General features: G+C 65.7%; 17 protein-coding genes. 10 read left to right on the top strand and 7 right to left on the bottom strand.

Annotated elements, in window-relative coordinates:
* Positions 1-92: 92 nt before the first annotated feature.
* Positions 93-866, top strand: a complete 774-nt coding sequence (locus WN73_RS26725; RefSeq protein ID WP_028175185.1) for an enoyl-CoA hydratase-related protein — start codon at positions 93-95, stop codon at positions 864-866.
* An 85-nt stretch (positions 867-951) separates the two neighbouring features.
* Here WN73_RS26725 and WN73_RS26720 read toward each other — a convergent pair whose 3' ends face one another.
* Positions 952-1,128: a hypothetical protein gene (locus tag WN73_RS26720; protein ID WP_166466030.1), complete on the bottom strand. Its 177-nt coding sequence runs from the start codon at positions 1,126-1,128 to the stop codon at positions 952-954.
* Between the two features lie 9 nt (positions 1,129-1,137).
* A complete protein-coding gene (locus tag WN73_RS26715; RefSeq protein ID WP_028175186.1) occupies positions 1,138-1,371 on the bottom strand; it encodes a DUF6894 family protein in 234 nt (77 codons plus the stop codon).
* Positions 1,372-1,578: 207 nt separating this feature from the next.
* On the opposite strand from WN73_RS26715, the gene WN73_RS26710 reads away from it, so the two are divergent.
* The 3 genes from WN73_RS26710 (at position 1,579) to WN73_RS26700 (ending at position 5,697) form a co-directional block, all read left to right on the top strand.
* Entirely contained in the window at positions 1,579-3,651 is a 2,073-nt protein-coding gene (locus WN73_RS26710; RefSeq protein ID WP_271555364.1) for a PQQ-dependent sugar dehydrogenase, read from the top strand.
* Positions 3,608-4,546, top strand: coding sequence for an SMP-30/gluconolactonase/LRE family protein (locus WN73_RS26705; RefSeq protein WP_028175188.1), 939 nt, complete (start codon positions 3,608-3,610; stop codon positions 4,544-4,546). The genes WN73_RS26710 and WN73_RS26705 overlap by 44 nt, the downstream gene beginning before the upstream one ends.
* Positions 4,547-4,671: 125 nt before the next feature.
* On the top strand, positions 4,672-5,697 hold the full coding sequence (locus WN73_RS26700) for a histone deacetylase family protein (RefSeq protein ID WP_271555363.1): 1,026 nt from the start codon (positions 4,672-4,674) through the stop codon (positions 5,695-5,697).
* A gap of 141 nt (positions 5,698-5,838) precedes the next feature.
* Here the strand turns inward: WN73_RS26700 and WN73_RS26695 are convergent, their stop codons facing one another.
* The 4 genes from WN73_RS26695 to WN73_RS26680 form a co-directional block, all read right to left on the bottom strand.
* The gene (locus WN73_RS26695; protein ID WP_028175190.1) at positions 5,839-6,819 is read right to left on the bottom strand and encodes an LLM class flavin-dependent oxidoreductase; all 981 of its coding nucleotides are present in this window, start codon (positions 6,817-6,819) and stop codon (positions 5,839-5,841) included.
* The gene (locus WN73_RS26690; RefSeq protein ID WP_011085024.1) at positions 6,816-7,547 is read right to left on the bottom strand and encodes a 4'-phosphopantetheinyl transferase family protein; all 732 of its coding nucleotides are present in this window, start codon (positions 7,545-7,547) and stop codon (positions 6,816-6,818) included. Before WN73_RS26690 ends, WN73_RS26695 begins: the two co-directional genes overlap by 4 nt.
* Before the next feature lie 221 nt (positions 7,548-7,768).
* Positions 7,769-7,936 carry a hypothetical protein gene (locus tag WN73_RS26685; RefSeq protein WP_166466031.1) on the bottom strand — a complete coding sequence of 56 codons (168 nt, stop codon included), beginning with the start codon at positions 7,934-7,936 and terminating at the stop codon, positions 7,769-7,771.
* A 140-nt stretch (positions 7,937-8,076) separates the two neighbouring features.
* The gene (locus tag WN73_RS26680) at positions 8,077-14,535 is read right to left on the bottom strand and encodes a non-ribosomal peptide synthetase (protein WP_028175191.1); all 6,459 of its coding nucleotides are present in this window, start codon (positions 14,533-14,535) and stop codon (positions 8,077-8,079) included.
* A 135-nt stretch (positions 14,536-14,670) separates the two neighbouring features.
* Between WN73_RS26680 and WN73_RS26675 the strand changes: the two genes are divergently transcribed.
* From WN73_RS26675 to WN73_RS26665, 3 genes are all read left to right on the top strand, one after another.
* On the top strand, positions 14,671-18,135 hold the full coding sequence (locus WN73_RS26675; protein WP_271555362.1) for an ATP-binding protein: 3,465 nt from the start codon (positions 14,671-14,673) through the stop codon (positions 18,133-18,135).
* A 1-nt stretch (position 18,136) separates the two neighbouring features.
* Positions 18,137-18,931, top strand: a complete 795-nt coding sequence (locus WN73_RS26670) for a protein-L-isoaspartate O-methyltransferase family protein (protein ID WP_271555361.1) — start codon at positions 18,137-18,139, stop codon at positions 18,929-18,931.
* A gap of 95 nt (positions 18,932-19,026) precedes the next feature.
* Entirely contained in the window at positions 19,027-19,977 is a 951-nt protein-coding gene (locus WN73_RS26665; RefSeq protein ID WP_271555360.1) for a DUF6492 family protein, read from the top strand.
* Positions 19,978-19,989: 12 nt separating this feature from the next.
* On the opposite strand, the gene WN73_RS26660 is transcribed toward WN73_RS26665, so the two are convergent.
* Positions 19,990-21,057 (bottom strand): endo-1,4-beta-xylanase, encoded by a 1,068-nt coding sequence (locus WN73_RS26660; RefSeq protein ID WP_271555359.1) that lies wholly within the window; start codon positions 21,055-21,057, stop codon positions 19,990-19,992.
* Positions 21,058-21,442: 385 nt separating this feature from the next.
* On the opposite strand from WN73_RS26660, the gene WN73_RS26655 reads away from it, so the two are divergent.
* From WN73_RS26655 to WN73_RS26645, 3 genes are all read left to right on the top strand, one after another.
* A complete protein-coding gene (locus WN73_RS26655; RefSeq protein WP_060910725.1) occupies positions 21,443-22,879 on the top strand; it encodes a lipopolysaccharide biosynthesis protein in 1,437 nt (478 codons plus the stop codon).
* Between the two features lie 434 nt (positions 22,880-23,313).
* On the top strand, positions 23,314-23,460 hold the full coding sequence (locus WN73_RS26650) for a hypothetical protein (protein ID WP_156149857.1): 147 nt from the start codon (positions 23,314-23,316) through the stop codon (positions 23,458-23,460).
* 46 nt (positions 23,461-23,506) lie between these two features.
* Positions 23,507-23,845, top strand: a complete 339-nt coding sequence (locus WN73_RS26645) for a hypothetical protein (RefSeq protein WP_271555358.1) — start codon at positions 23,507-23,509, stop codon at positions 23,843-23,845.
* Positions 23,846-23,879: the final 34 nt, after the last annotated feature.

The raw sequence follows: 23,879 nt of genomic DNA, 5'->3' as shown, positions 1-23,879 counted from the left end.
TGGTGGTGCCGACTTGAAAAGCTCCGCATTTGGCGAAGCGCGCGGACAATGGCACATTGCGGCCAACGAGAACATCCAAAGGGAGAAGCGGCATGGCTGGTGTGAAACAGGCGCGGGATGGCGCGGTCGGGATCCTGACGCTGGACGAGCCGGCGAGCCTGAACGCGATGACGCCGGACCTGCTCGGCGCGCTGGCTGTCGCCATCGGCGACATGACGCAGGACGAGGGCGTTCGCGCGCTGATCCTCACCGGCGCCGGGCGCGGCTTCTGCTCGGGACAGAATTTGAAGGCCTCCGAGGCGCTCGGCGAGGACATCGCCGCCGGCGTGATGCGCTTCTACTGGCCGGCCTTCAAGGCGCTCCGCGAATGCCGCGTGCCCGTCGTCGTCGCCGTCAACGGGGTGGCGGCCGGCGGCGGCTTCAGCCTCGCGATGGCCGGCGACATCATCGTCGCGGCGCGGTCGGCGAGCTTCATCCAGGTGTTCAGCCGCATTGCGCTGGTGCCCGATCTCGGCTCGACCTGGCTGCTGCCGCGCCTGGTCGGCCGGCAGCGGGCGCTCGAGCTGATGCTGCTCAACGAGCCGCTGACGGCGGAACGCGCCCAGGAGATCGGCCTGGTGCGGCAGGTCGTCGACGACGAGAAGCTGATGGGAGAGGCGCTGGTGCTGGCGCGCGGCCTGGCGGAGGGCCCGACGCGCGCTTTGGTCGCAACCCGCGCGCTGGTCGAGGAGAGCGAGCACGCGACCTATGAGGCCCAGTTCCGCCGCGAGATCGAGCTTCAGGCCACGATCCGGAAAAGCGCCGACGCCATCGAAGGCCGCAATGCCTTCGTCGAGAAGCGCAAGGCGAAGTTCACCGGGCGGTGACGAGCCGAAGACGTCAATGCCCGGGAGCTGCCCGGGCATAGCGAGTTTGGAGAACCGGTTTGCGGCAAGCGGCGAGACGACAGCTTCAGAGCGCGCGGTTCAGACGGCTGGCCTGATACTTGGCGTGCCATTTCGGGCCGGGGCCGCGCATGTAGTGCAGCTCGGGGCGGTAGGGGTCGCCGGCGACCCTGACCAGCGTCAGCCATTTGGTGGCAACGAAGTTCAAGGGCTGGCGGAGCAGGCTCAAGGACGCGATCAGCATGGCATCACCTCAATGCGGCTTGCCGAGCATGGCGGTGAAGGGGAGGTCGAAAATCTCCTCGCCGTCGTCGCCGCTGACATGGATCACCCAGTCGCGCCAGTCTTCCGCACCGGGCGTCAGGATCATCGAACGCATGATCTGGGCGGCGCGGTCGCGTGCCTCGGTCAGATTGGCTACCGCCGTGCCGTACCGATCGATCAGCGTGCCTTCGGTATTCGAGCAGTGGAAATACATCTGAACCATACACGCCTCCTGTAGAAAGCGATTGGGACGGCAAACCGATACCATCGGAAACGGTCGAAAAATATTCGGGTCGAGCCCGGTAAGGGAATCTACGGAGGTTGGTCGGCACCAAGGTCGTTACAGGTTTAATCACAGGCGGGTGATCGGCAACTGGACGGCGCGCAGGCGGCATGGAACAACCCTGGACGATACGTCCGGGAGGCCGCTGTGAACGACTTCACATTCCGCTGTGAACGCCCGAGCCTGCGCTTGCTTGTGGCGGCCGTCGTCGCAGTGCTGCTCGGCCTGGCCCCGGCCTCGTCCGAGTCGGTCAGGAAAAGCGGCTACGCGATCGGCACGGAAAGCTGCGGCAGCGGCGATCTCGCTTTTCCAAGACTCCAGATCGATATGAAGGCGGGATTTTGCGCCGGCCTCGTCGCCAGCGAGGAGGATCGCCTCAAGTTTCCGCGTTCGATCGTCCAGGTGCCCGGCCGCGACCTGTTCGTGGTCGCCGACATGGGGGGCTGGGGCCACACCGATGGGCGGCTGCTGCTGCTCGATCCGCATGCGCCGCCGGGGCAGCGATTCAAGGAACTGCTGACCGGCCTCGAATATCCGTTCGGCCTCGTGATCGGCCCGGACAAGAAGCTCTACGCCTCGACCGCCGAGACGATCTTCCGGTTCGATCCGCTCGCGGACAATCCGCGCGGTACGGTCGAGACCATCATCCGTCACATGCCGGGCCGCCGGATCACGCTGCCCGACGGCACCAGGCTCGACGAGAGTGCGCATCCGCTCAAGCAGTTCGTCTTTGACAGGAACGGCCGGCTGTTCGTCAATGTCGGCTCGCACAGCGACGACTGCATCACGCCTGCGCCGATCACAAAGCCCTGTGCGGCGGCCGAGGGGGCCTCCGCGATGGCCGCGATCTGGCTGTTTACGCCGCAGTCAGGCGGCGTCTTCCCGGCATTGAGGCCAAACGACCCTGACCCGCCGCACACCGTCTACGCGCGTGGCCTGCGCAACTCGATGGCGCTGGCGCTGCATCCGAATTTCCCCGATGCCGGCTATGCCTTCCTGCAAGGCGAGAACGGCCGCGACCTGCCCGACATCTTCAAGCCCAACGAGGAGATCAACGCGATCGAGCAGGGCAGGCACTATGGCTGGCCCTATTGCTACGACCTGTCGACGCCGAGCCCCGAGTTCAGGAGCGTGCTGCAATCCGGGACCTACAAGTCGCTCTGCACGGCCAATGCGCTCTACAAGCCGCCGTTCTCGCTGCTGCCGCCGCACGGCGCCCCGCTCGCGATGCTCTATTATCACGGCGCGAAATTCCCGGAGCTCGAGGGCAAGCTGCTGGTGGGCCTGCATGGCTATCGCCCGACCGGCAGCCGTGTGCTCGCCTACGATGTCGACGACCACGGTTTTCCCAGGCCGAGCCCGGCGCCAGTGCGCTACCATGTCAGCTGCGCGGCTGATCCGACCCACAGCTTCCAGACCGACGCCGGCGAGGTCGCTGCCGCGTCGTTCGAGGAGCTGATTGCAGGCTGGCACCGCGTCAACGGCGCGCGGCCGCAAGGCGCGCCGGTCGGCATGACGGTCGCCGAGGACGGCGCGATCTGGCTGGTCGAGGACAAGAACCAGACGGTGATCCGCATCGACCGTGCCGCGGGCGACGCGCCTCAGCCGCTGCCCTGCGACACGCGCAGCCAGGCGATGATCGACCAGCTCGCGGCCTTCATCGCCAGGGACGCGCAGAACAGCGTTCGCCTCACCACGCTGCGCAAGGGCCTCGTCGAGAAGCATTGCCTCGGCTGCCATTCGGATTTCGGCCTGAAGGCAGGACAGTCGGAAGCGGAGAAGGATGCGACGGTGCTCCGCTTCATGCTGTCGCAGGACGGCTGGATCTATCCGGGCGACCCCGATTCCGGCAGGCTGCGGACGCGCCTTCGCGGTCTCGGCGCCGAGAAGCTGATGCCGCCGGGCGGCGAAAGCCTGCCGAAGACCGAGCCCGGTTACGCACGCCTGCTCGATACCGCTGACCTGCTCGTTGCCAGAATGGTTCCGGGAACGCGGATGCGGATCAAGGCCGGTCCGCCGCAACGCAGGTTCTTTGGCAAAACCAACAAGGAATGCGGCGAAATACCGGCTGCCAAGGTCGTTGTCGTGACACAAAGGAGCGCTGTAGACAAACCCGGCTTCAGCCGATTCTTCCGGCCGGCCGATCCCTATCTGAATGGCGAGTGCACCGACGACGATGGCTATTACATCCGGCAGGAATTTCTGGTGCCTGTGCAGTAGCATCTTGCTCATCGCGGCGCCGTCCGCTGCTGCCGAAACCAAGCTTTTCGACAGCGTGCAGGTCACGCCCGCCAGCGAATACACTTTCGGCATCGAAGGACCCGCCGCCGATCTCGACGGCAATTTGTTCGTCGTCAATCTCGGCAAGGCCGGCACCATCGGCAAGCTGCCTGCGGGCGCTGCGGCTTCGGAGCTGTTCACGACGCTCCCCGAAGGCAGCGTCGGCAACGCGATCCGTTTCGATCGGAGCGGCGCGATGTTCATTGCCGATTACAAGAAGCACAACATCTTCACCATTGCGAAGGGAAGCACCGAACCTGCAGTCTGGTTTCACTCCGACGAGATGAACCAGCCCAACGACATCACGGTCGCGCGCGACGGCACGGTCTATGCGAGCGATCCGAACTGGAAGGGTCGCGAGGGCCACATCTGGCGCATCGCGAAAGCCGCCGACGGAACGGTGCAGGGGCAGGTGATGACGGCGCCCCGCGCGATGGGCACCACCAACGGCATCGATCTCAGCCCCGATGGCAAGACGCTTTATGTTGGGGAGTCCAGCTCAGGCCAGATCTGGTCCTATACGATCAGCGGCAACGAGCTCACCGGCGCAAAGCTGGTGAAGTCGTTTCAGCCCGACACCGTCGACGGGCTGCGCACCGACGTTGCCGGTCGCCTCTACGTCGCGCGCATCCTCAAGGGCACGATCGCGCTGATGAAACCCACTGGCGCGGTCGAGCGCGAGATCGCGCTGAAGGGCAAGGAGCCGACCAACCTCGCCTTCGGCGGCAGCGACGGCAAGACCGTCTTCGTCACGCAGCGTCAGGGCGGCTTTGTCGAAGCCTTCCGTACCGATCAGCCGGGCCGCGAGCACTGCCTCCAGCGCGGGCGCTGCTGAGCATCAGGCGCGATCTGCTTGCGACGCAGAGCGGTGCGACAGAGGCGGCATTCTTCTTGCTTGCATCTGGCCGCCGCAGCGATCAAGAATCTGTGGCACCGTCAAAGCGACCACGGAGTGTTTGAGTGAAAGCCGTCCATACCGAACTGCACCGCAGCCATGATCCGCAATTCTTCCTGGTTCGCGGTGTCGTCAAGCGCACCACCGAGCAGCCCGAGCGCGCCGACCGCCTGCTCAAGGGGTTGAAGGACGGCAAGCATCAACTGGTCGAGCCGACGACATTCGGGCAGGGACCCCGCGCGCGCATCCACAGTCCGGAATATCTGTCGTTTCTGAGCGAGGCCTGGGACGCCTGGACCGCGCTCGGCGATTCCGGCCCCGAGATGATCGGCAACATCCATCCCGTGCGGCATGCCGCGACCTATCCGACCCACATCGTCGGCAAGCTCGGCTGGCACACGGCCGACACCGCAGCGCCAATCGGCCCGGGCACCTGGGCCGCGGCCTGTGCTGCGACGGATGCTGCGGTCACCGCCGCGCAGATGGTGATGGATGGCGAGGACGCGACCTACGCGCTCTGCCGTCCGCCCGGCCATCACGCCTATCGCGACATGGCCGGCGGCTTCTGCTTTCTCAACAACAGCGCGATTGCAGCCGCGCATCTGCGGCTCAAGCACGAGCGCGTCGTGATCCTCGACGTCGACGTCCACCACGGCAACGGCACGCAAGGCATCTTTTATGCGCGGCCGGACGTGTACACGGTGTCGATCCATGCCGATCCTGTCACATATTATCCTTATGTCTGGGGCTATGCGCACGAGCGCGGCGAAGGCCCGGGCCTCGGCACCAATCTCAACATCCCGCTGGCGATCGGCACCGGCGACGACGGCTACATCCAGGCGATGGATGTCGCGCGCAAGGCGATCGAGTCCTTTGCTCCCGGCGCCCTCGTCATCGCGCTCGGCCTCGATGCCTCCGAGCACGATCCACTGAAGGGCCTTGCCGTTACCACGCCGGGTTTCCGCCGTATCGGCCAGGCCATCGCCAGGATGGGCCTGCCGACCGTGTTCGTGCAGGAGGGCGGCTATCTCTCGGATATCCTGGGTGCGAACCTGACCTCGGTGCTGGCAGGGTTTGAAGAAGCGCGGTGATATCTTCGCCTCTCCCCGCGTGCGGGGAGAGGCCGGAATTTGCGACAGCAAATTCCGGGTGAGGGGGACTCTCCGCGAGTCCGACTGTCACAGTCCTCGCGGAGAGCCCCCTCACCCCGCAAGCGGGGAGAGAGGGAAAACTCAGAACATCCCGCTCGCCGCAAGCGCCTTGCAGACGTGCTGCATCTCGGCCTCGTCCGCGACCATGTCGAGCATGATCGTGGTCAGGCCCTTCGCCGCGAAATCCTTCAGCTTCGCGCCGATCTCGGCATAGCTGCCGACGAGATAGGGGCAGTCGGCCTGGAAGGTCAGGAACGGCAGCAGCCAATAGCCATTGTCCGCGAGCTCGCCGCTTTGCCCCTCGTACAGCCGCCGCTTCCACACGGAGTCGCTGTTCTCCACGGTGAGCGCGAGCAGCTCGCGATCATCGGGATTGTCGCGAAAGCGCGCCCTGGCCGCCTGCCGCGCCTCGTCGCGGCTCTCGCGCGCGAAAATGCCGAAATTCATGCCTGATACATCGAGCCCGCGATCGAGGTCCGGCGGCAACATCTGCATCTTGATGCAGCCGGTCTCCTTCGCCACGCGCTGTGCCGCCTCGGACTGGCCCGCGATCAGAAATTCCGGCATCAGCTCCGCGGGCAGGCGGGGGCGCAGTTGCAGGTTGCTCGCACGGTAGAACCGGCCCGCGACATTCACCGGCCGCGGGCTTGAGAGCAACTGGCGCATCAGCGCGACGAATTCGCCGAGACGGACGTAGCGGTTCGCATGGGACTGGTCGTCGCCGAGGCCATGCAAGTCGCTGACCGCGGTGCCCGTGATCATGTTGAGATAGACCTTGCGGCCGTAGAACTGCGCGAAGGAGGAGACGAATTTGGCTGCCGTGAACGGGTGCATGTAGATGGGGTTGACGGCGATCAGCGGCGAAGATCGCGTCGTCCCTGCCATGATGTGCTGGGCCATTGCCCAGGGCTCGACGAACACGTCGTTGCCTTCGAACAGCAGAATGCCTTCGAAGCCGTTGCTGTCGGCGAACTGCGCCACCCGCATCAGCTCGCCGACATATGTCCTGGGGTCGCGGTTGCGCGAGATCGCGGGGAAGACGCGCAGCCGCGAGGTCGTCATTCAGCCGCTTCCTGGAGCGGCCAGGCGTTGCGGCTGATGGGAAGGCCGCCGTCCGCACGGGAGCCGTCGGCAATCGCGAGGCGATGCGAGGGGGAGGGCGAGCACAGCGAGAAGCGCCATCCCGACGGATCGTCGGCGATGTCGGGTTTGAAGCTGATCTCGATGGCCTCGCGCGACACCTGCATCGCGAAGGCGTCGAGCGGCAAATTGAGGCCAAAGCCCCTGGCCTTCAGATAGGCCTCCTTGAGCGTCCAATAGTCGAAGAAGCGCTCGATCGCCGCCGGCTCCGGCAGGCTGCGCAGCGTTTCGACCTCCTCCGGCGCAAAGAAACGATTCGCGGTGGAGAGCGGGGCGACACGCCGCGACACGGTTTCGACGTCGACGCCGACGGCCTCATGCCCGGACACGACGCAGGCGACGCAGCCATCGGCATGCGACAGGCTGAAATGCAGCGCGATCGAGGTCGCGGGCGCAGCGACAAACGGTCGCCCGTAGCGGCCGGCCCCAAAAGACCAGTCGGAGGGAGCGACGTTGGGCGCGACCCGCGACAGTGCCAGGCGCAGCATGGCATGCGCGAAAATATATTGCCGCCGATGCCGCTCGAACACGAAGCGGTCGGCGCGGACTCGTTCGTCGACCGAGAGCAGGCGCCGGCACGCATCGGCCGCGCCCGGCGCGTCAATAGTCTCGATCAGTCCGACAAACAGTTCAATTCTGTCGTCTGCCATCAATCAGGCCCATGGCGTCAGGCGGAGGCCAAATCCCCCGGTCCTGACGGAAGAATCAATTGAGCAAGAACCAACTGAGCGGAGCGTTGTTATCGGTCCACCCGGGCGAATTCTTGTCGATTTGCAGGCCGGTTTACGAGCTCAAGCTTGTGCGAGACCCCAACTCGCAGGCGAGCGGCCCGTTTTCCGAAAGATTCGTGCGGCGTCCCGGCCGACGAGTCTTACTTTTTCTTCTTGGCCTTCTTCGAGCCGCCCAGCATGGAAAGGCTGGCGTCGACGTCCTTCAGCGCGGACTGGAGCTTCTTCTTCTCGTCGGTCAGCAGCTTTTGCAGGGCCTTGCGGTCCTTGTCGCTCAACGAGGTGCCCTTGGTAAATTTGATGAAACCCATAACACTCCCCCGGATCAAAATAATCGTCCAAATCGAAACGCGAGAATAATCTTGCGCGCTGGCGCCAAATAATCAAGATGCAACTTGGTCATTCACAGCTTTGACGAGTGAACCTGTATTCGCCCGTGCTGTACAGGCGGTCAAGCAGCCCTGCGATCGAGCAATCGGTCGAGCGGCGTGTTTGGTTGGGCGGCGGCGGCCCCCAGCAGCGCGACGAAATCCTCCATCCACTCGCCGACCATACGGGCCTCGAGCAGTTCGCCCTTGTAATTGCATGAACCGGTGATTCCGGTCGGGCGCTCCTTGAGCATCAGCGACAGCCAGGTCTGGTCGATCGGCAGCACCGGCTGCCCCTCGCGCGCGATGTTTCCGATCGATTGCACCGCAATCTCCGGCAGGTCGAGCGGCTGGCGCAGCGGATTTTGCAGCGTGAAATAGACTTGGAGCAGCGCGGCCGGGTCGATCCCCTGCTGCTCCAGATGGTCGGCCAGCATGTTGAACGGCAGCTCCTGCCGCGCATGCGCATCGAGCACGCTCTGGCGCACGCGGACCAAGGCTTGGGCGAACGACAGATCCGGCGTGATTTTCGTGCGGACGATCACCGTATTCTCGAACGGGCCGACGATTCGGTCGGTGTCCGGCTGGGCGCGATTGGCCATCGCGGTGGCGACCGAGATGTCGGTACGGCCGGTCCGTGCCAGCAGCAGGGCCTTCAGGCCGGTGAGCAGGCACATGAACAGCGTGGCGTTATGCTGACCGGCGAACGCCGTGAGCCGCGCGATCAGGTCGGGTTCGAGCCTGAGCTGATGGTGACCGGTGGACGCGCCCGGGTTCGCGTCGCCGTCGAAGATTGGGGCCGCGCCGCGCAGATTCTCCGTCCAGTCGGCGGCCTGGCGGCGGGCGGCGTCGGTGCCGCACCACCAGCGCTGCCAGCGTGCGACGTCCGAAAAGGCCGGCGGCAGCTTCGGCAGCGGCGCCGAGGGACGTCCGGCCAGCGCCGCATAGCGGCTCGACAATTCCTCGAACAGCACGCCGATCGACCAGCCGTCGGCAACGGCATGATGCAGCGTCAGCAGCAGCACGTGATCGTCGGCATGGAGCTGCAACAGCCGTGCCCGCAACAGCGGCGGCCGCGCGGTGTCGAACGGGGTGTAGGTCTCCTGCTCGATCAGGAGATCGATCTTCCTGAGTTCGAGCGCCTGGCGCCGCTTGTTGTTGTGCGGCCGCCCGTCGCCAATGACCTCGACGGTGAGGACCGGCCCGAGTTCGCTGGGTGTGGCGATGCGGCTGACCGGCTCCCCGCCGCTCCAGCCGAACGCGGTCCGCAGCGATTCGTGGCGACGCACGATGTCGCCGAACGCCTGGGCGAGGGTGGCCGGATCGAGCGGGCCCTGGAGGCGGAAGGCGAAGGGCAGGTTGAACAGCGGCAGCCCCGGCAGGCTCTGCTCGATGCGAATCATCTGGTCCTGCGCGATCGAGAGCGTTGGAGGGCCGTTTTCAGCCAGCCTTGTTTCAGTGAGTCTTGGCAGGCTTGCAGCAGGCTTGTGCGGCTTCGCCGCCACGGCCTCGTCGACCCGCCGGGCAAGTTCCTCGATCGTCGGCGCCTCGAAGATGGTCTTGATCGGCAGCGAGACGCCGAGCGCGCGGGCGACGCGCGCCATCGCCTGGCCCGCCAGCAGCGAATGGCCGCCGAGATCGAAGAAATTGTCGGTGACACTGAGGTTCTCGACCTTCAGCAGATCGATCCAGATATCCGAGAGCACCTTTTCGGTGAAACGCCGCGCCGGCACGGCCGCATCCGGCTCGGATGCCTCTTGCTGTGCGGGTGCCAGCAGCATGGACCGGTCGATCTTACCATGGGCGTTGAGCGGCACCTGATCCATGAATAGGAATGCGGACGGGATGGCATGGCCGGGCAGTCGGCTCTTCAGGAAGTCGCGCAACTCGCTGGCGCTGACCCGGCTGCCGGGCCTTGCGACGATATGGGCGATCAGCCTGACGTCGCCGCTGGCCTCGCGGCGCGGCTCGACGATGCCGGCGCGCACACTCGGATGGTCAGCCAGCGCATTCTCGATCTCCTTGAGCTCGATGCGGTAGCCGCGGACCTTGACCTGATGGTCGGCGCGGCCGAGGCACTCGATCGTCCCGTCGGCGCGGCGGCGGGCGAGGTCGCCGGTCCGGTACAGCCGGCTAGCGGCCTGGCGCAAGAACGAATCGGGCAGGAAACGTTGCTTGTTCTGCGCGGGATCGTTGATATAGCCGCGGCCGACGCCCGCGCCGCCGATGCAGAGCTCGCCGGTCACGCCGACCGGCTGCGGCTCAAGGTTTGCGTCGAGCACGTAGAGCTGGGTGTTCGGCAGCGGCGCGCCGACCGGAACGTTGCTCGTCGCGGTCGCGGGCGGCTTGGTCAGGCGATGCAGGGAGACGTCGTCGGAACATTCCGATGCGCCATAGGCATTGATCAGCGGCACTTTCGGGCAGCGGGCGAACCAGGCGCGGCAGAGGTCGACCGGCAGCGGCTCGCCGGTCGAGATCAGGAGGCGGAGCCTCGCGAAGGCGCGCAGGATCGGCGCTTCGTCCATGCGATCGACGATCACGCGCAGCAGCGACGGGACGATCTCGAGCACGGTGATACCTTCGCGCTCGATCTCCCGCGCGAGCAGGATCGGGTCCTGCACGATCGCGTTGCCGCAGACATGCACGCGCGCGCCGACCATCGGCGCGGCGAGGAACTGCCAGACCGAGATGACGAAGCTTTGCGGCGCGGTTTGCGCGATCACGTCCCTGGCCGACAGCTTCAGCTCGGAAATCAGCGACGCCAGATGGTTCGACAGCCCGCGCTGCTCGATCATGACGCCTTTCGGCGCGCCGGAGGAGCCGGACGTATAGATGAGATAGGCGAGGCTGGATGCCGCGCGCCGCGCGGCGCGGGCCGGCTTGGTCGCCCGCGGCGCGATCGCGTCGTCGAGCTCGGCCACCTGGATGCGCTCGACCAACGGCTCGAGCAGTGCCTCGACCATGGCCGATTGGGCACGCCCGATCAGCAGCACGCGGGCGCAGCTCGATCCGAGAATGGTCGCAAGCCGCGCCGGCGGCTGGTCGGGATCGAGGTTCAGGAAGGCCGCGCCCACGCGTTGCACCGCGATCATTGCGGCGAGCAGATCGGGTCCGCGCTCCGCGAGCAAGGCGACCACGCTCTCGGCACCGACGCCTTCGCGGGCCAGCCAGCGCGCGGCCGCCTGGCTGCGCCGGGCCAGCTCGCGATAGCTCAGCGATGTGTGTCCGTCCGACACCGCAACAGCGTTCGGCGTTGTCCTGGCCTGACGGTCGAAGCGTTCGCTCAAATTGCCGCGCGTGGTGAAATTGGCCGGCACGCCGTGGCCCTTCGCCAGCAGTTGCCGGCGTTCGGCTTCGGTCAGCAGCGGCAGGCGCGAGATGCGCTGTTCCGGATTGGCGATGACGGCCTTGAGCAGGGTCTTGAATTGAGCAGCCATGTCTTCGATCGTGGCCGCATCGAACAGATCGGTGGCGTACTCGAAGAACCCGGTGAATCGGCCGTCGGCCTCGACCAGCTCGAGCGTGATGTCGAAGCGCGCCACTTTTGGATCGACCTCCAGCCGCCGCGTCGACAGACCCGGAAAGCGTGCCGCCTCGATCGAGGCGTTCTGGAGGATGAACATGATCCGGAACAGCGGATTGCCGTCGCTCCGGCGTGCGATCTGCAACGCACGCAGCACCTCCTCGATCGGGAGATCCTGATTGCGGTAGGCATCCAGCGTGACCTGGCGCACCCGCCGCAACATCTCTCCGAAGCTGGGATCGCCGCCGAAATCGTTGCGCAGGATCAGGGTGTTGGCGAACAGCCCGATCAGACGCTCGCTCTCGATCTGGTTGCGGTTGGCGATCAGCGATCCGGTCGCGACATCCTCATGCGAGGTGTGACGGAATAGCAGGCACTGAAACACCGCGAGCAGGATCATGAAGGGCGTGACGCCCTGGTCCTGGCTCAGCGCGCGGACGTCGCCCGAGAGGGCCCTGGAGAATTCGAAATAGTGACGGGCGCCGTGACCGCTCCAGATCTCAGGCCGTGGCCGGTCGGTCCGCAGCGGCAGCGTGGTGACGCCGTCGAGCTGCGTCCGCCAGTAATCGAGCTGTTCTTTCGCCGCCGGCGTTCGCGCCCAGCTCTGCTGCCACAGTGCGAAGTCGCGGTACTGGAAAGTGGGCGAGGGCCGCGCTGCCACGCCCTTCTTGCGTGCCGCGGCATAATGGGCGGCGAGCTCCTCCCAGAACAGCCGCTGCGACCAGCCATCGGTGACGAGGTGATGCAAATTGACCACCAGCGCGTGGCTGGATTTGTCGAACGACAGCAGCGTGACCTTCAGTGGCGGCTCGTGCGCCAGGTCGAACGGATATTGCGCGAGCTTGAGCGTCTCGCGCCGGACGACCGCGACCTGGTTGTCCGCAGGGCAGGGCTTGAGCTTGATCCGCTCGAATTTTGGCGGCGATTGCAGCACAAGCTGCGCCGGCTCGCCCTGCCGTTCGACGAAGACCGAACGCAGCGCCTCATGGCGGGCGCAGATCGCGGTGAGGCTCGCAGAAAGCGCGGCGACGTCGACCAGGCCTTTGAGGAGCGCGACTTCGACGACATTATAGTTGTAGCGGGTCGGATCGAGCCGCGAGAGCAGGTACATCCGCTGCTGCTGGTACGACAGCGGCGCGTCCGCTGTCGCAGCTCCGGCCCGGCGCCAGGCCGGCAGCGCCGCTTCGCGATGGGTTGCGGCGGTCTCCAGCCGGGTCGCAAGCGCGGCGACCGTAGCGCAGTCGAAGATGTCCTCGAACGAGAAGTCGACGTTGAAGCGTTCGCGCAGGCGCGAGCGCATCTGCGTCACCGCGAGCGAGTCCGCGCCGAGCGCGAAGACGTCCTGATCGATGCCGACCTGCGGCAGCTCCAGCAGACCGGCCCAGATCTCCGCGAGCTGCGTCTCCAGCGTGGTGCGCGGCAGGCGCGCCGCATCGGCGTCCTCCGCCGTCGCGATCAGATCAGCCAGTGCGTTGCGCTTGACCTTGCCGCTGGCGCCCTTCGGCAGCGCCGCCACGCTGCGGATCAGACTCGGCACCTTGTAGGCCGCGAGACGCTTTCGCGCGAACTTGCGCAACTGGTCCGAGGTCGCCTCGGAATTCGCTAGCAACACCACGACGGCGGCGACGTTCTCGCCGAGCTTTGGGTGCGGAACGGCAAAGACGCCGGCCTCCAGCACTGCCGGATGGCTGAGCAGGACCTCTTCCACCTCGAGCGGCGAGATCTTCTGCCCGCCGCGATTGATGACGTCCTTGATGCGGCCGACGATGAAGAGATAGCCGTCGGCATCGAGATAGCCGAGATCGCCGGTCCGGAACCAGCTGTCGCGGAAGGCGGCCTGCGTCGCCGCCTCGTCATTATAATAGCCACGGCTCATGTTCGCGCCGCGCAGCACGATCTCGCCGTGTGCGCCGCTCGCAAGCGCGCGGCCCGTCTCGTCCATGATCGCGATCTCGGGCCCCGCGGCGCGGCCGACCGATCCGAGCTTGCGCAGCTCGAACGGGTTGGCCGCGATCTGCGAGGCCGCCTCCGTCATGCCGTAGGTTTCGAGCACGGGGACGCCGAACGTCGCCTCCAGTCCGCCAAGGATCGCGGGCGCGAGCGAGGCCGAGGCCGAGCGGATCACGCGTAGCGACGAGGCCCGGGCGCGGCCCGGATCGGCTTCCGCCGCCGTCAGCAGCGCGCGATGGATGGTCGGCACCGCCGTGTACCAGGTCGGTTGCAGCTCCCGCATCCAGCCGAAGAAGGACGCGGCGTCGAAGCCGTCGGTGCAGATCACGCTGGAGCCCGCGGCGAGCGCCGTCAGCAGACCCGAGATCAAACCATGGGCGTGAAACAGCGGCAGGACGTTGAGCAGGCGATCGTGGGACGTGAGCGACAGCACGCGGCCGGCATTGGTGGCGGACAGGCAGACGTTGCGATGCGTGAGTGGCACCATTTTCGGCCGCGCCGCCGTGCCCGAGGTCAGGAGGATGAACGCATCATTGTCGCCGCGCGAGGCGCCGCTCGCGCTCGCCGGACCGACCGCCGGGCCAACGAACGCGCAGCCTCCGAGATCGTCTTGCGGCCCCGGCACGAAATCGATCACCGCGATATCGAGCGCCCTGGCGACGTCGCGACTGGCCGAGTTCATGTCGGCCCGGGTGACGAGCGCCGTCAGCTTCAATTCGCTGAAATAGCGTTGCAGCTCGTCCGCGGTCAGATCGGGATTGACGGGGACGCAGGCGCAGCTTGATGCGACCGCGATCAGTGCCAGCGCGCTGTCCGCGCCGCGCGGCAGCGCAACGGCAATCCGGTCAGCCGGCGCAATGCCGAGCCCGCGCAGCGTGCGGACCAGATCCTGCGTCCGCTCGCCGAGCGCGCCGTAGGTGAGGGCCGGCCGGCCAGGGGCGAGGAGGGCGGGCGCCGCCGGCGTCCTGCGGGCGTAGAAGTCGAGAAGGCCGCCGATATGGGAAAAGATCTTCGTTTCGCCGCTCGCGCCGACCGATCCCGCTCCGGATGCAATGTCCGACAATGCCATTCCTTTTTGATCTGATTGAGCTATTCTTCCTATGAGTTAGGGAACGCGTCCAGTCTGAGGTGAAGTTCGGGCCCCAAAATCTGTGGTTGAGGGGCCTAAAGCCCTTCGACGGAGTGATGGTCGGGCAGAATCACCATGCTGGAGAATGAGCCGGGCACGGGAGCGGAAGGCGGGCTGAAGCGCTGGCTCGAAGGCATCGGCCTTGCGCACTACTCCGATCTCTTCGCGCAGCACCGCCTCGATCTCGATGTCATGGCGGATCTCACCGAATCCGACCTGGTCGAGCTCGGATTGCCGCTTGGTGATCGCAAGCGGCTCCAGCGAGCGATGGCGGCGCTGTTCCAGGCTGAAACCGCGGAGGCGCCGGCCGCCGCGGCGCCCCCGCAGGCCCGGGCGGAGGTCGGGGCCGAACGGCGTCAACTCACCACCATGTTCTGCGACATGGTGGATTCCACCTCGCTCTCGGTGCAGTTCGATCCGGAAGACGTGCGTGACTTGATCGCGAGCTTCCGCGAGACCTGCGTCCGCGTGGTCAAGCACTACGAGGGCTTTGCCGCCCGTTTCGTCGGCGACGGCATTTTGGTCTATTTCGGCTATCCGACTGCACATGAGGACGATGCCGAGCGCGCGGTGCGTGCGGGGCTCGAGATCGTGCGGGTGCTGTCGACTGCACGCGCGATCGAGCCGCGTGGCGCGCTCAGCCACTCGCCCGCCGTCCGTATCGGGATCGCGACCGGTCTCGTCGTGGTCGGCGACCTCGTGGGGCAGGGCACCGAAGAGCGCGACTCCGCGGTTGGAGAAACCGTCAATCTCGCCGCGCGCCTGCAAGCGCTGGCGCCGCCCAATGGCGTGGTGATTTCGGCCTCGACGCAGTCGCTGCTGAAGGGGAAGTTCGACTACCGCAATCTCGGCGTCCATGCGCTGAAGGGCATCTCGGAGAAAACGCAGGCCTGGCATGTGGTGCGTGCCTCGCGCGTGGAGACCCGGTTTGCCGCCGCGATGGGCACGCGGCTGACGCCGCTCGTCAACCGCGAGGAGGAGATCGCGCTGCTGATGGGACGCTGGCAGCAGGTCAAGGATGGCGACGGCCAGGTCGTGGTCAAGTTCGGCGAGCCCGGCATCGGCAAGTCGCGCATCATTCAGGAGATCTTCGAGCGGATCGCAGGCGACCGCCACGGACAGGTCTCGTTCCAGTGCTCGCCCTACTACACGTCCACCGCGTTCTATCCGTTCGCCGAGCAGCTCAAATTCTCCCTCGGCCTCGACCGGGAAGATGCGTCCGCGCACTCGCTGGCGAGCCTGGAGACCGCTATCGCCGCCGCCCATGGCGACATCGAGCAGGTCACGCCGCTGTTTGCCGCACTGTTGTCTATACCGACCGGAGACCGCTATCCGCCGCTCGAGCTGTCGCCGCAGCAGCAAAAGGACGCGACGGTCGTGGCGCTGGTCAATCATTTCCTCGGCCTCGCACGCGAGATGCCGCTCGTGATGGCCTTCGAGGACCTGCACTGGATCGATCCGACCTCCCGCGAGGTCATCGATCTCTTCGTCGACAAGGTGCAGAACGAGCCGATCCTCGTCATCATCACGGCGCGCTCCGAGTTCCAGCCCAGCTGGAATGCGCATTCGCACATCACCACCCTGGTGCTGAACCGCCTGAGCCGGCAGTTGCGCACGACGATGGTCGAGCGCGTCGCCGGGAGAGAGCTTCCCAAGGAGGTCGTCGAGGAGATCATCGTCAAGACCGACGGCGTGCCGTTGTTCCTGGAGGAGCTGACCAAGACCGTTCTCGAATCCAACCTGCTGACCGAGCGGCACGGGCGCTACGTGCTGTCGGGCCCGTGGCGGCAACTCGCGATCCCGGCAACCCTGACCGACTCGCTGATGGCGCGTCTCGACCGGATGGGGCCGTTCAAGCGGATCGCGCAGATCGGTGCCACCATCGGCCGCGAGTTCTCCTATGAGACGCTGCACGCAGTCGCCAATACGCCTTCGGAGCAGATCGAGGCGGCGCTCAATCACCTGGAGGAGGCGGGGCTGATCATGCGCCGCGGCCATCCGCCGGACGCGCTCTACTCCTTCAAGCATGTGATGATCCAGAACGCCGCGCATGCGAGCCTGTTGCACAGCGAGCGGCGCAAGCTGCATGCCCGCATCGTCCAGGTGCTCGCCGAGATGTATCCGGAGAAGACCGAGCGCGAGCCGGAGCTGCTCGCCCATCATCTGACCGAATCCGGCCAGAGCGAGGGTGCGGCGAGCTTCTGGCTCAAGGCCGGCAAGCAGGCGGCCAAGAGCGGCGCCAATCTCGAGGCGATCGGCCATCTGCACCGAGGCCTCAGCGTCGTGCAGGCCAATGCGCGCATGCAGGGCGCCGACGAGATGGAGCTCGAGCTGCGCATCGCGCTCGGCAACGCGCTGATCGCCGCCAAAGGCTATGCGGTGCAGGAGGTCGAGGAGAACTACGTCCGTGCGCTCGAGCTCGGCCGGCAGCTCGACGATGAGGAGAATACCTTTGCTGCCACGCGCGGGCTCTGGGTGTGCCACTTCATCCGGGCGGATCTGACGCGCGCGCACGATCTCAGCGTCGAACTTTTGAAATTCGCCAAGCGCGAGCGGCTGAGCGAGCGGACGCAGCCGGCGCAGCAGACCGGCTATCTGATCGAGGCGCATCGCGCGATCGCGATGACCATGCTCTATCGCGGGCGCTTTGCCGCCTCGCAGCATCATTTGCACCGCTGCATCAATCTCTACAGCCCCGATCTGCATTCCGACCTGATGGTGCGCCACGGCACCGATCCCGGCGTGGTCTCGCTGTCCTATCTCGGCTATCTCCTGTGGTTCCTCGGCCGGCCCGACGCGGCGCGCCAGCACAGCGAACAGGCGATCGCGAACGCCGAAAAGATCCGCCATCCCTTCACGCTCGCCTTCGCGCTGGTGTTCGGCGCCTATCTCTGCCAGCATTTGCGCGACGTCGAAGGCACGCGCGATCACGCCAACCGTGCCATGATCATCGCCACCGAGCACAATTTCCTGCACTGGAAGCAGCAGGCCGCGATCCTGCGCGGCTGGGCGCTGACCCAGCTCGGCGAGGCCGACGAGGGCCTCAGCCAGATGCGCTTCGGCCTCGACGAATATGAGGCGATGGATTCCTGGCTCGCCGGCTGCTGGTTCCGATGCCTGCTCGCGGAAGCCTACGCCAAGGTCGGCCTGCGCGACGCCGCCCTTCGCGCGCTGGACGGAGCGCTGGCGACCGCAAGGCGGACCGGCGATCACTCCTACCTTGCCGAGGTCTATCGGCTGCAAGGCGAGATCACCCTGTCGGACGGCAATCCGGCGTCGGTGCAGGAAGCGGAAGATCTGTTCGTGCTGTCGCTGGAGACCGCGCGCAAGCAGGGCGCGCTGTCCTGGGAGCTCCGAACCGCCGTCAGTCTCGCGCGCCTGTCGCATGATGCCGGCAAGGGCGAGCAAGCGACGCTCCTGCTGACGCCGATCGTCGGCAAGTTCAGCGAGGGCTTCCTCACGCCGGACCTGAAGCAGGCGATGCAGCTCGTCAACGACCTTCGCGCGGACGCGCCCGTTCGGGAACGGATCGATCCCTGACATGAGCGATCTCGCCGCCGCGCGTGCGCGCTACGTGGAAAGAATCGCAAAGCGCGAGCGGATTTCCTCAAAGCGCCTGCTCGAAGCGCTCGCCGCCGTGCCGCGCGAGGATTTTCTGGCGAGAGGGCCCTGGCGCATCAAGAGCGAGGCGGCGCGCAGTTATCGGCTGACGCCCGACGCCGATCCCGTTCATCTCTACGACAATGTGCTGGTCGCGATCGACGCGCGCCGCAAGCTCGACACCGGCCTGCCGAGCCTGTGGGCGCATTTCATCGATTTGCTCGACGTCGGGGACAAGGACCACGTGGTCCAGATCGGCTGCGGGCTTGGCTATTTCTCGGCGGTGCTGTCGAAGATCGTCGGTCCGAAGGGCAGCGTGCGTGCGATCGAATGCGACGAGCGGCTTGCAGCCCGTGCCGCGAACTTTCTTCGCGCCTATCGCAATGTCGAGGTCGTCCAGGGCGACGGGTGTGAGGACATCGGCGCGCCCGCCGACGTCATCATCGTGCATGCCGGCTTCTCGCATCCGCATCCGCTCTGGCTCCAGTCGCTCCGCCCGCGCGGCCGCCTTCTGGTGCCGCTGACCCAGCGGGACCGCGAAGGTGCCGTCGTCAGGATCACGCGCAAGGGCAGGGGGTTCGAGGCCGAGCCGGTCCAGCAGATCAGGATCTTTCCCGGCCGGGGTCGCGGCACGACCGCGCTCGACGACCGCGTCGCCGACTGGTGGCGCCGCGCCTCCGCGCTGGCGCCGCTGCGGTTTCGCGGCATCGAGCAGGGACTGCCGTCGGATGGCTGATGCTTCGTTTCATTTTACCTTGATTGCGAATGTGAGTATCCAGCGCCCCCCGGTGCGGTTATGACTATGGCTTGATGGCCATTCGAGCACGCTCCATGCATTCCGTTGCACTGCTGACTGCTAGCTATGCCAAGGATATCGAACGCTTTTCGCTGCTCAGCGAGAGCATCGACACCTGGCTGACGGGATATACGCGGCATTATGTTCTCGTTAACGATGAGGACGTGCCGCTGTTCGAGCGGTTCGCTTCCGACAAGCGCGTCATCGTTCCGGCCTCGCGGTACTTGCCGAAATGGCTCTGGGCGCTGCCGCCGGCGCTCCAGTTCATCAGCAAACGACGCGTCTGGCTGTCGCTGCTGTCGTCACCCGTGCACGGCTGGCACATCCAGCAGATGCTGAAGATCGCCGGCGTCCTCAATGCGCCCGAGCAGCGCGTCTGCATCCTGGATTCAGACAATCTGTTCTTCCGCGAATTCGATGTCGGCCAATATGCCGGCGGTGAGAAGACGCCGCTGTTTGTCACGCGCAAAGGGATCGACGCCGACCACCCGTTACATGTGCTGTGGCTCCGCACCGTCGATCAGCTTCTCGGTATCAAGGAGCGCTCGTTTCCGGCAGACGACTATGTCGGCAACGCGCTGGTCTGGGACAAGGATACCGCGCGCGCGATGACCGACGCCATCAAGTCGGCGACTGGCCTCGGCTGGGCTCTCGCACTGTGCCGCAAGAAGAAGTTTTCCGAGTACCTGCTCTACGGCCACTTCGTCGCCAATTCGCCGGAGCATCTGGCAGCACATCGGGTGACGGAAGACAGCATCGCGGTCTCGCATTGGGATGACACGCGTCTCGACCGCCCGGCCATCGAGGCGATGATGCGCGCCGCCTCGCCCGAGCAGGTCGCGCTCTGCATCCAGTCCTATTCGTCGACCTCGATCGGCGACATCCGCGACGTGTTCCGTCTCAGCTCGCGCGACCGTCGCGGACCGAGCCTGTCTCCCGATCATATGGGAGACGAAGCCGAGTTCGAGACGCCGAAGACGCGCTAGAACAAGCTGCCCTCAAACGTCCCTCGTGAACCTGCTGATGACGTCCATGAACGGCTTCGGCCTGAATTCGCCGTCGAGCGGCAGGGGACGGTTCGGCTGCTTGTCCGCGCGGGCGAAGGTGCCGTTGATCCAGCTGTAGCGATCCGAGAGGCCCCAGGTCAGGATCGAGCGCACCGGGCCGCTGGTCGAGATCGCGGTCAGGAGATCATCGACACGCTTGGCGACGATGGCGTCGCGCTCGGCCGGGTTGCCCGTCAGCTTCTGATCGTCCACGTCGAGCTCGGTGACGAGAACTTCCAGCCCCCACGAGCGCAGCTCGGTGACGAATTCGGCGAGCCCATGGGTGTCGATCTCGAGCTCGGCATGCAGATGCGACTGCAATCCCACGGCGTGCAGCGGGACACCTTGGTCGAGCAGCTCCATGATCAGGTTGCGGTAGGCAGCGCGCTTGGCGATGAAGGAGTCCTTGGCCGACTCGATGTCGTATTCGTTGATCGCGAGCTTGACCAAGGGATCGGCCGCGGCCGCCGTGCGGAAGGCGAGCGGGATCCAGTTGTTACCGAGATGCTGCGTCCAGAACGTGTCGCGCCGATCTTTCGGACTGCGGGGATTGTCCGGGATCGGCTCGTTGACGACGTCCCACGACGTCAGCTTGTCCCTGTAGTAGGAGACGACGGTGCCGATGTGGTCGAGATACGCACGCTCGACGCCTTTGGCGTCCTTGATCTGCTTGGTCCAGTCCGGAATGTCGTGATACCAGGCCAGCGCATGCCCGCGCATCGTCAGATCGTTCGCCCGCGCGAAATCCAGGATCGCGTCGGCGCGCTCGAAGGCAAACGTGTGCGCGTCCGGGCGCAGCATCGGCCATTTCAGCTCGAGCACCGGCACGACCTGCGTGCAATAGGTGCTGATGGCTTCGCCAAGCCGCGGATCGGCCTGCAGGTCCCAGAGCGTTGCCGCTGCACCAAATCCCGGACGGCGCTGGGCAAGTTTCGACGCCGGCAAGGCTGACGCGGATCCGCCCGCCGCAAGCGTTGCGGCAGTGCCGAGAAGGAATTCGCGTCTGTCGAGCCTGGCCACGGCATTCCCTCGGGAACCAATGCGCCATCGTACCAAGCGGCGCCGTGCAATGCCGGGGTTTCGTCGTGTTGGGTTAACCTTTGCCGGATGTCAGGTGCGTCAACCCATGGGCCGCTGCATCGCTGTTCCGGCGCGTTCACGCGCTGGAAAGCGTGTTAAGGCGCCTGAATGATGGTCTCTTCTCAGTGATCTGCGGCTCCGGTTCGAGGAAAGGGCAAATTTAACGCTAACGCGCGAAATCCGCCGCGTGGCTCCATTCGCGGCCCGATTTGCAGACTTATGTGACACTCTTCGGGGATGCTGCGGCGCAGTCCGATCGTCACCCCAAGGTCCAACTGATCAACGGCCGCAAAACTCGCATGACCGCTTCCGGTCCCGTGCCCGCATGCTGAACCGCCATTTCTCCATCTACCTGGTCGCCTATATCCTGCCTGCGGCGGTGGGCTTCTTCGCGGTCACCGCCTACACGCGGCTGCTGACGCCCGCAGAGTACGGCGTCTATGTCGTCGGCATCAGCCTTGCCGGCATTCTGGGTGCGATCTTCTTCGCCTGGATCAAGCTGTCGGTGTCCCGCTATCAGGCGATGTCGGCGGAGGTGGATTTTCGCGGCACGGCGATGGTCGCCTTTGGGCTCACGGCCGCGGTGCTCTGTGCCACGACCCCGCTGGTCTTCCTGTTCCGCAGCGACGTCAGCGTCGAGCTGCTGCTCGTCAGCATGTTCGTGGCGATCATGGCCAATGCGGTCGATGTCGGCCAGGAGTTCGAGCGCGCCAAATTGCGCCCTTACCGGTTCGCGGCGATCTCGATCGTGCGCAGCGTATCGAGCGTGGGCTTCGGCCTGCTCGGGATCTGGCTCGGCTGGGGCGGCATGGGCCTGCTCGCGGCGTTCGGGCTGGGCTCGCTGACCGGCATCATCCTCAATCTCGTCGGCGACCGCACCAGGATCGCGCCTTTCCAGCGCAGCCAGTTCATGCAGCTGGCGCGCTACGGCCTGCCGCTGACGCTGGCCGGTCTCTCGGTCGCGCTGTACTCGACCTGCGACCGCCTGATCGTCGCTTATCTCCTCGGCAAGGACGCCGCCGGCATCTTTGGCGTCGCCGCCGATCTGCCGCGCCAGTTCATGGTGATGATCGCCTCCAGCGTCGCCGCGGCGACCGTGCCGCTCGTGTTCCGATCGCTGTCGGAGAAGAACAATGAGACCACGCGCGAGCGGTTGAACGAAAGTCTCGAGCTGCTGCTCGTCGTCGTCGCGCCCGTCGCGATCTGGCTGGCGCTGGCGGCGGACCAGGTCGCAGGCACGCTGGTCGGCGTCGACTTCCGCGCCGGCGTGTCGGCGCTGCTGCCGACCCTGGTGCTCGCCCGCTTCTTCGGCATCGCCAATCAGTTCTACGTCCAGATCAGCTTTCAGCTCGCCGAGCGGCCGTTCATGCTGGCGGCGCAGTCCTTCCTCACGCTCGTGGTGAGCGTCGCGCTGATGTTCGCGCTGGTCGCAGGCTACGGTCTCAACGGCGCGGCGCTGGCGACGCTTGCGACCGAGGCGATCGGCTTCGTCGTCGCACTCGTCCTGATGCACCGTGCCCATCCCGTGCCGTTCGACGTCAATCGTCTCGCCGGCGTTGCCGCCTCCGCCGCAGCCATGGCGGCTGCGATCCTCGTCGCGCGGTCGCAGGTCGACGGCACCGGGCTCGTCGCGCTGGTCATCGTGAGCCTTGCGGGCGGTTTCGCTTACGCCGCCGCGGCGTGGCTTCTCAATGTCGCGAACGTGCGAACGCTGTCGCTGCGTGTTCTGCGAACCTTCAATCGGAAGGCGCTGGGCGTCTAGCCGCGGTGTCTGCCGAGGCAACCGGGCCGGGCTCCAGGCGGCGGGAACTTTGCTCGAGCGAGCAATATTGACCAGTAACTTCGGCCCCGGCGGCTCATGCTGGTTGTATCACCGCCCCTTATCGGCATCTATCGGTGACTGAGAGTGCTGTAACGCTCCCGCCTGATCTCGAGGGTGCATCGCATGCATTTGCAACATTCCCACTCATTCGGTTCGTCACTTGCATCAGACCGGCGGCCGCGCTGTCCCAGGTGCGGCGAACCCATGAGCTTGGTGAGGATCCCCGGCTCATCCGCCTTTGACATCGGAACGTTCGCGTGCGCCTGCCATCACATTCGTGCTGCCGCAGTCGAAACCGATCCGATGAGATCGGCCGCGGCCCTCTGGCTCGCCAGTCACGATTTGAGGCCACCGACCTGAGCGGGTGCCCCCGAATGGAGGACCTGGAAGACTTCATCCACCTCGAAAACCTCAAAATCCTCAGACGGCAGATCGATCTGGCCAAAGACGACGTCCGGCGGCAATGGCTCATGATACGTCTGGCCGAGGAGGAGGCGAAAGGCCGGGTTGCGACCCGATAGGCGGTCGCCGGCGTACCGCCAAAGGGCCGTCGATGGGAGATGTGTGGTGAGCGGATACATATTCAACAAGAGGGGAATCCGCGCCGGGGTTCTGAACGGCACATCGATCTTCGACCTCACCGGCAAGAAAGTCTACGATCTCCGGGGGAACAATATCTATCGTCTCTCGGGCGAGTTGGTCGGCCATACGCTCGACGCGTCGGGTGCTGACAAGCGTCTGGACCGCGACAGCGAAGCGCTGCTCTCCGTCCTGCGAGCACCGGAGCCTGACGAGCCCGAGAACCGTCCCGCTCCGCAAAGGCAGCCATCTGACAGCTTTGCGGAAGCAATACGTCTGCGCCGGCAGGTCTCGGACACCCCGTCCGATCGTCCCAAGAAAGGATGATCCTGCATTCCGAGAGCTTCACGAACACTTCGCA

The sequence above is a fragment of the Bradyrhizobium sp. CCBAU 45394 genome (assembly GCF_028128655.1).
In the GTDB taxonomy this organism is placed as follows: Bacteria; Pseudomonadota; Alphaproteobacteria; order Rhizobiales; family Xanthobacteraceae; genus Bradyrhizobium; species Bradyrhizobium diazoefficiens.
Note: the sequence above shows the minus strand (reverse complement) of the source record. Positions and strands in the feature narration are given on the sequence as shown.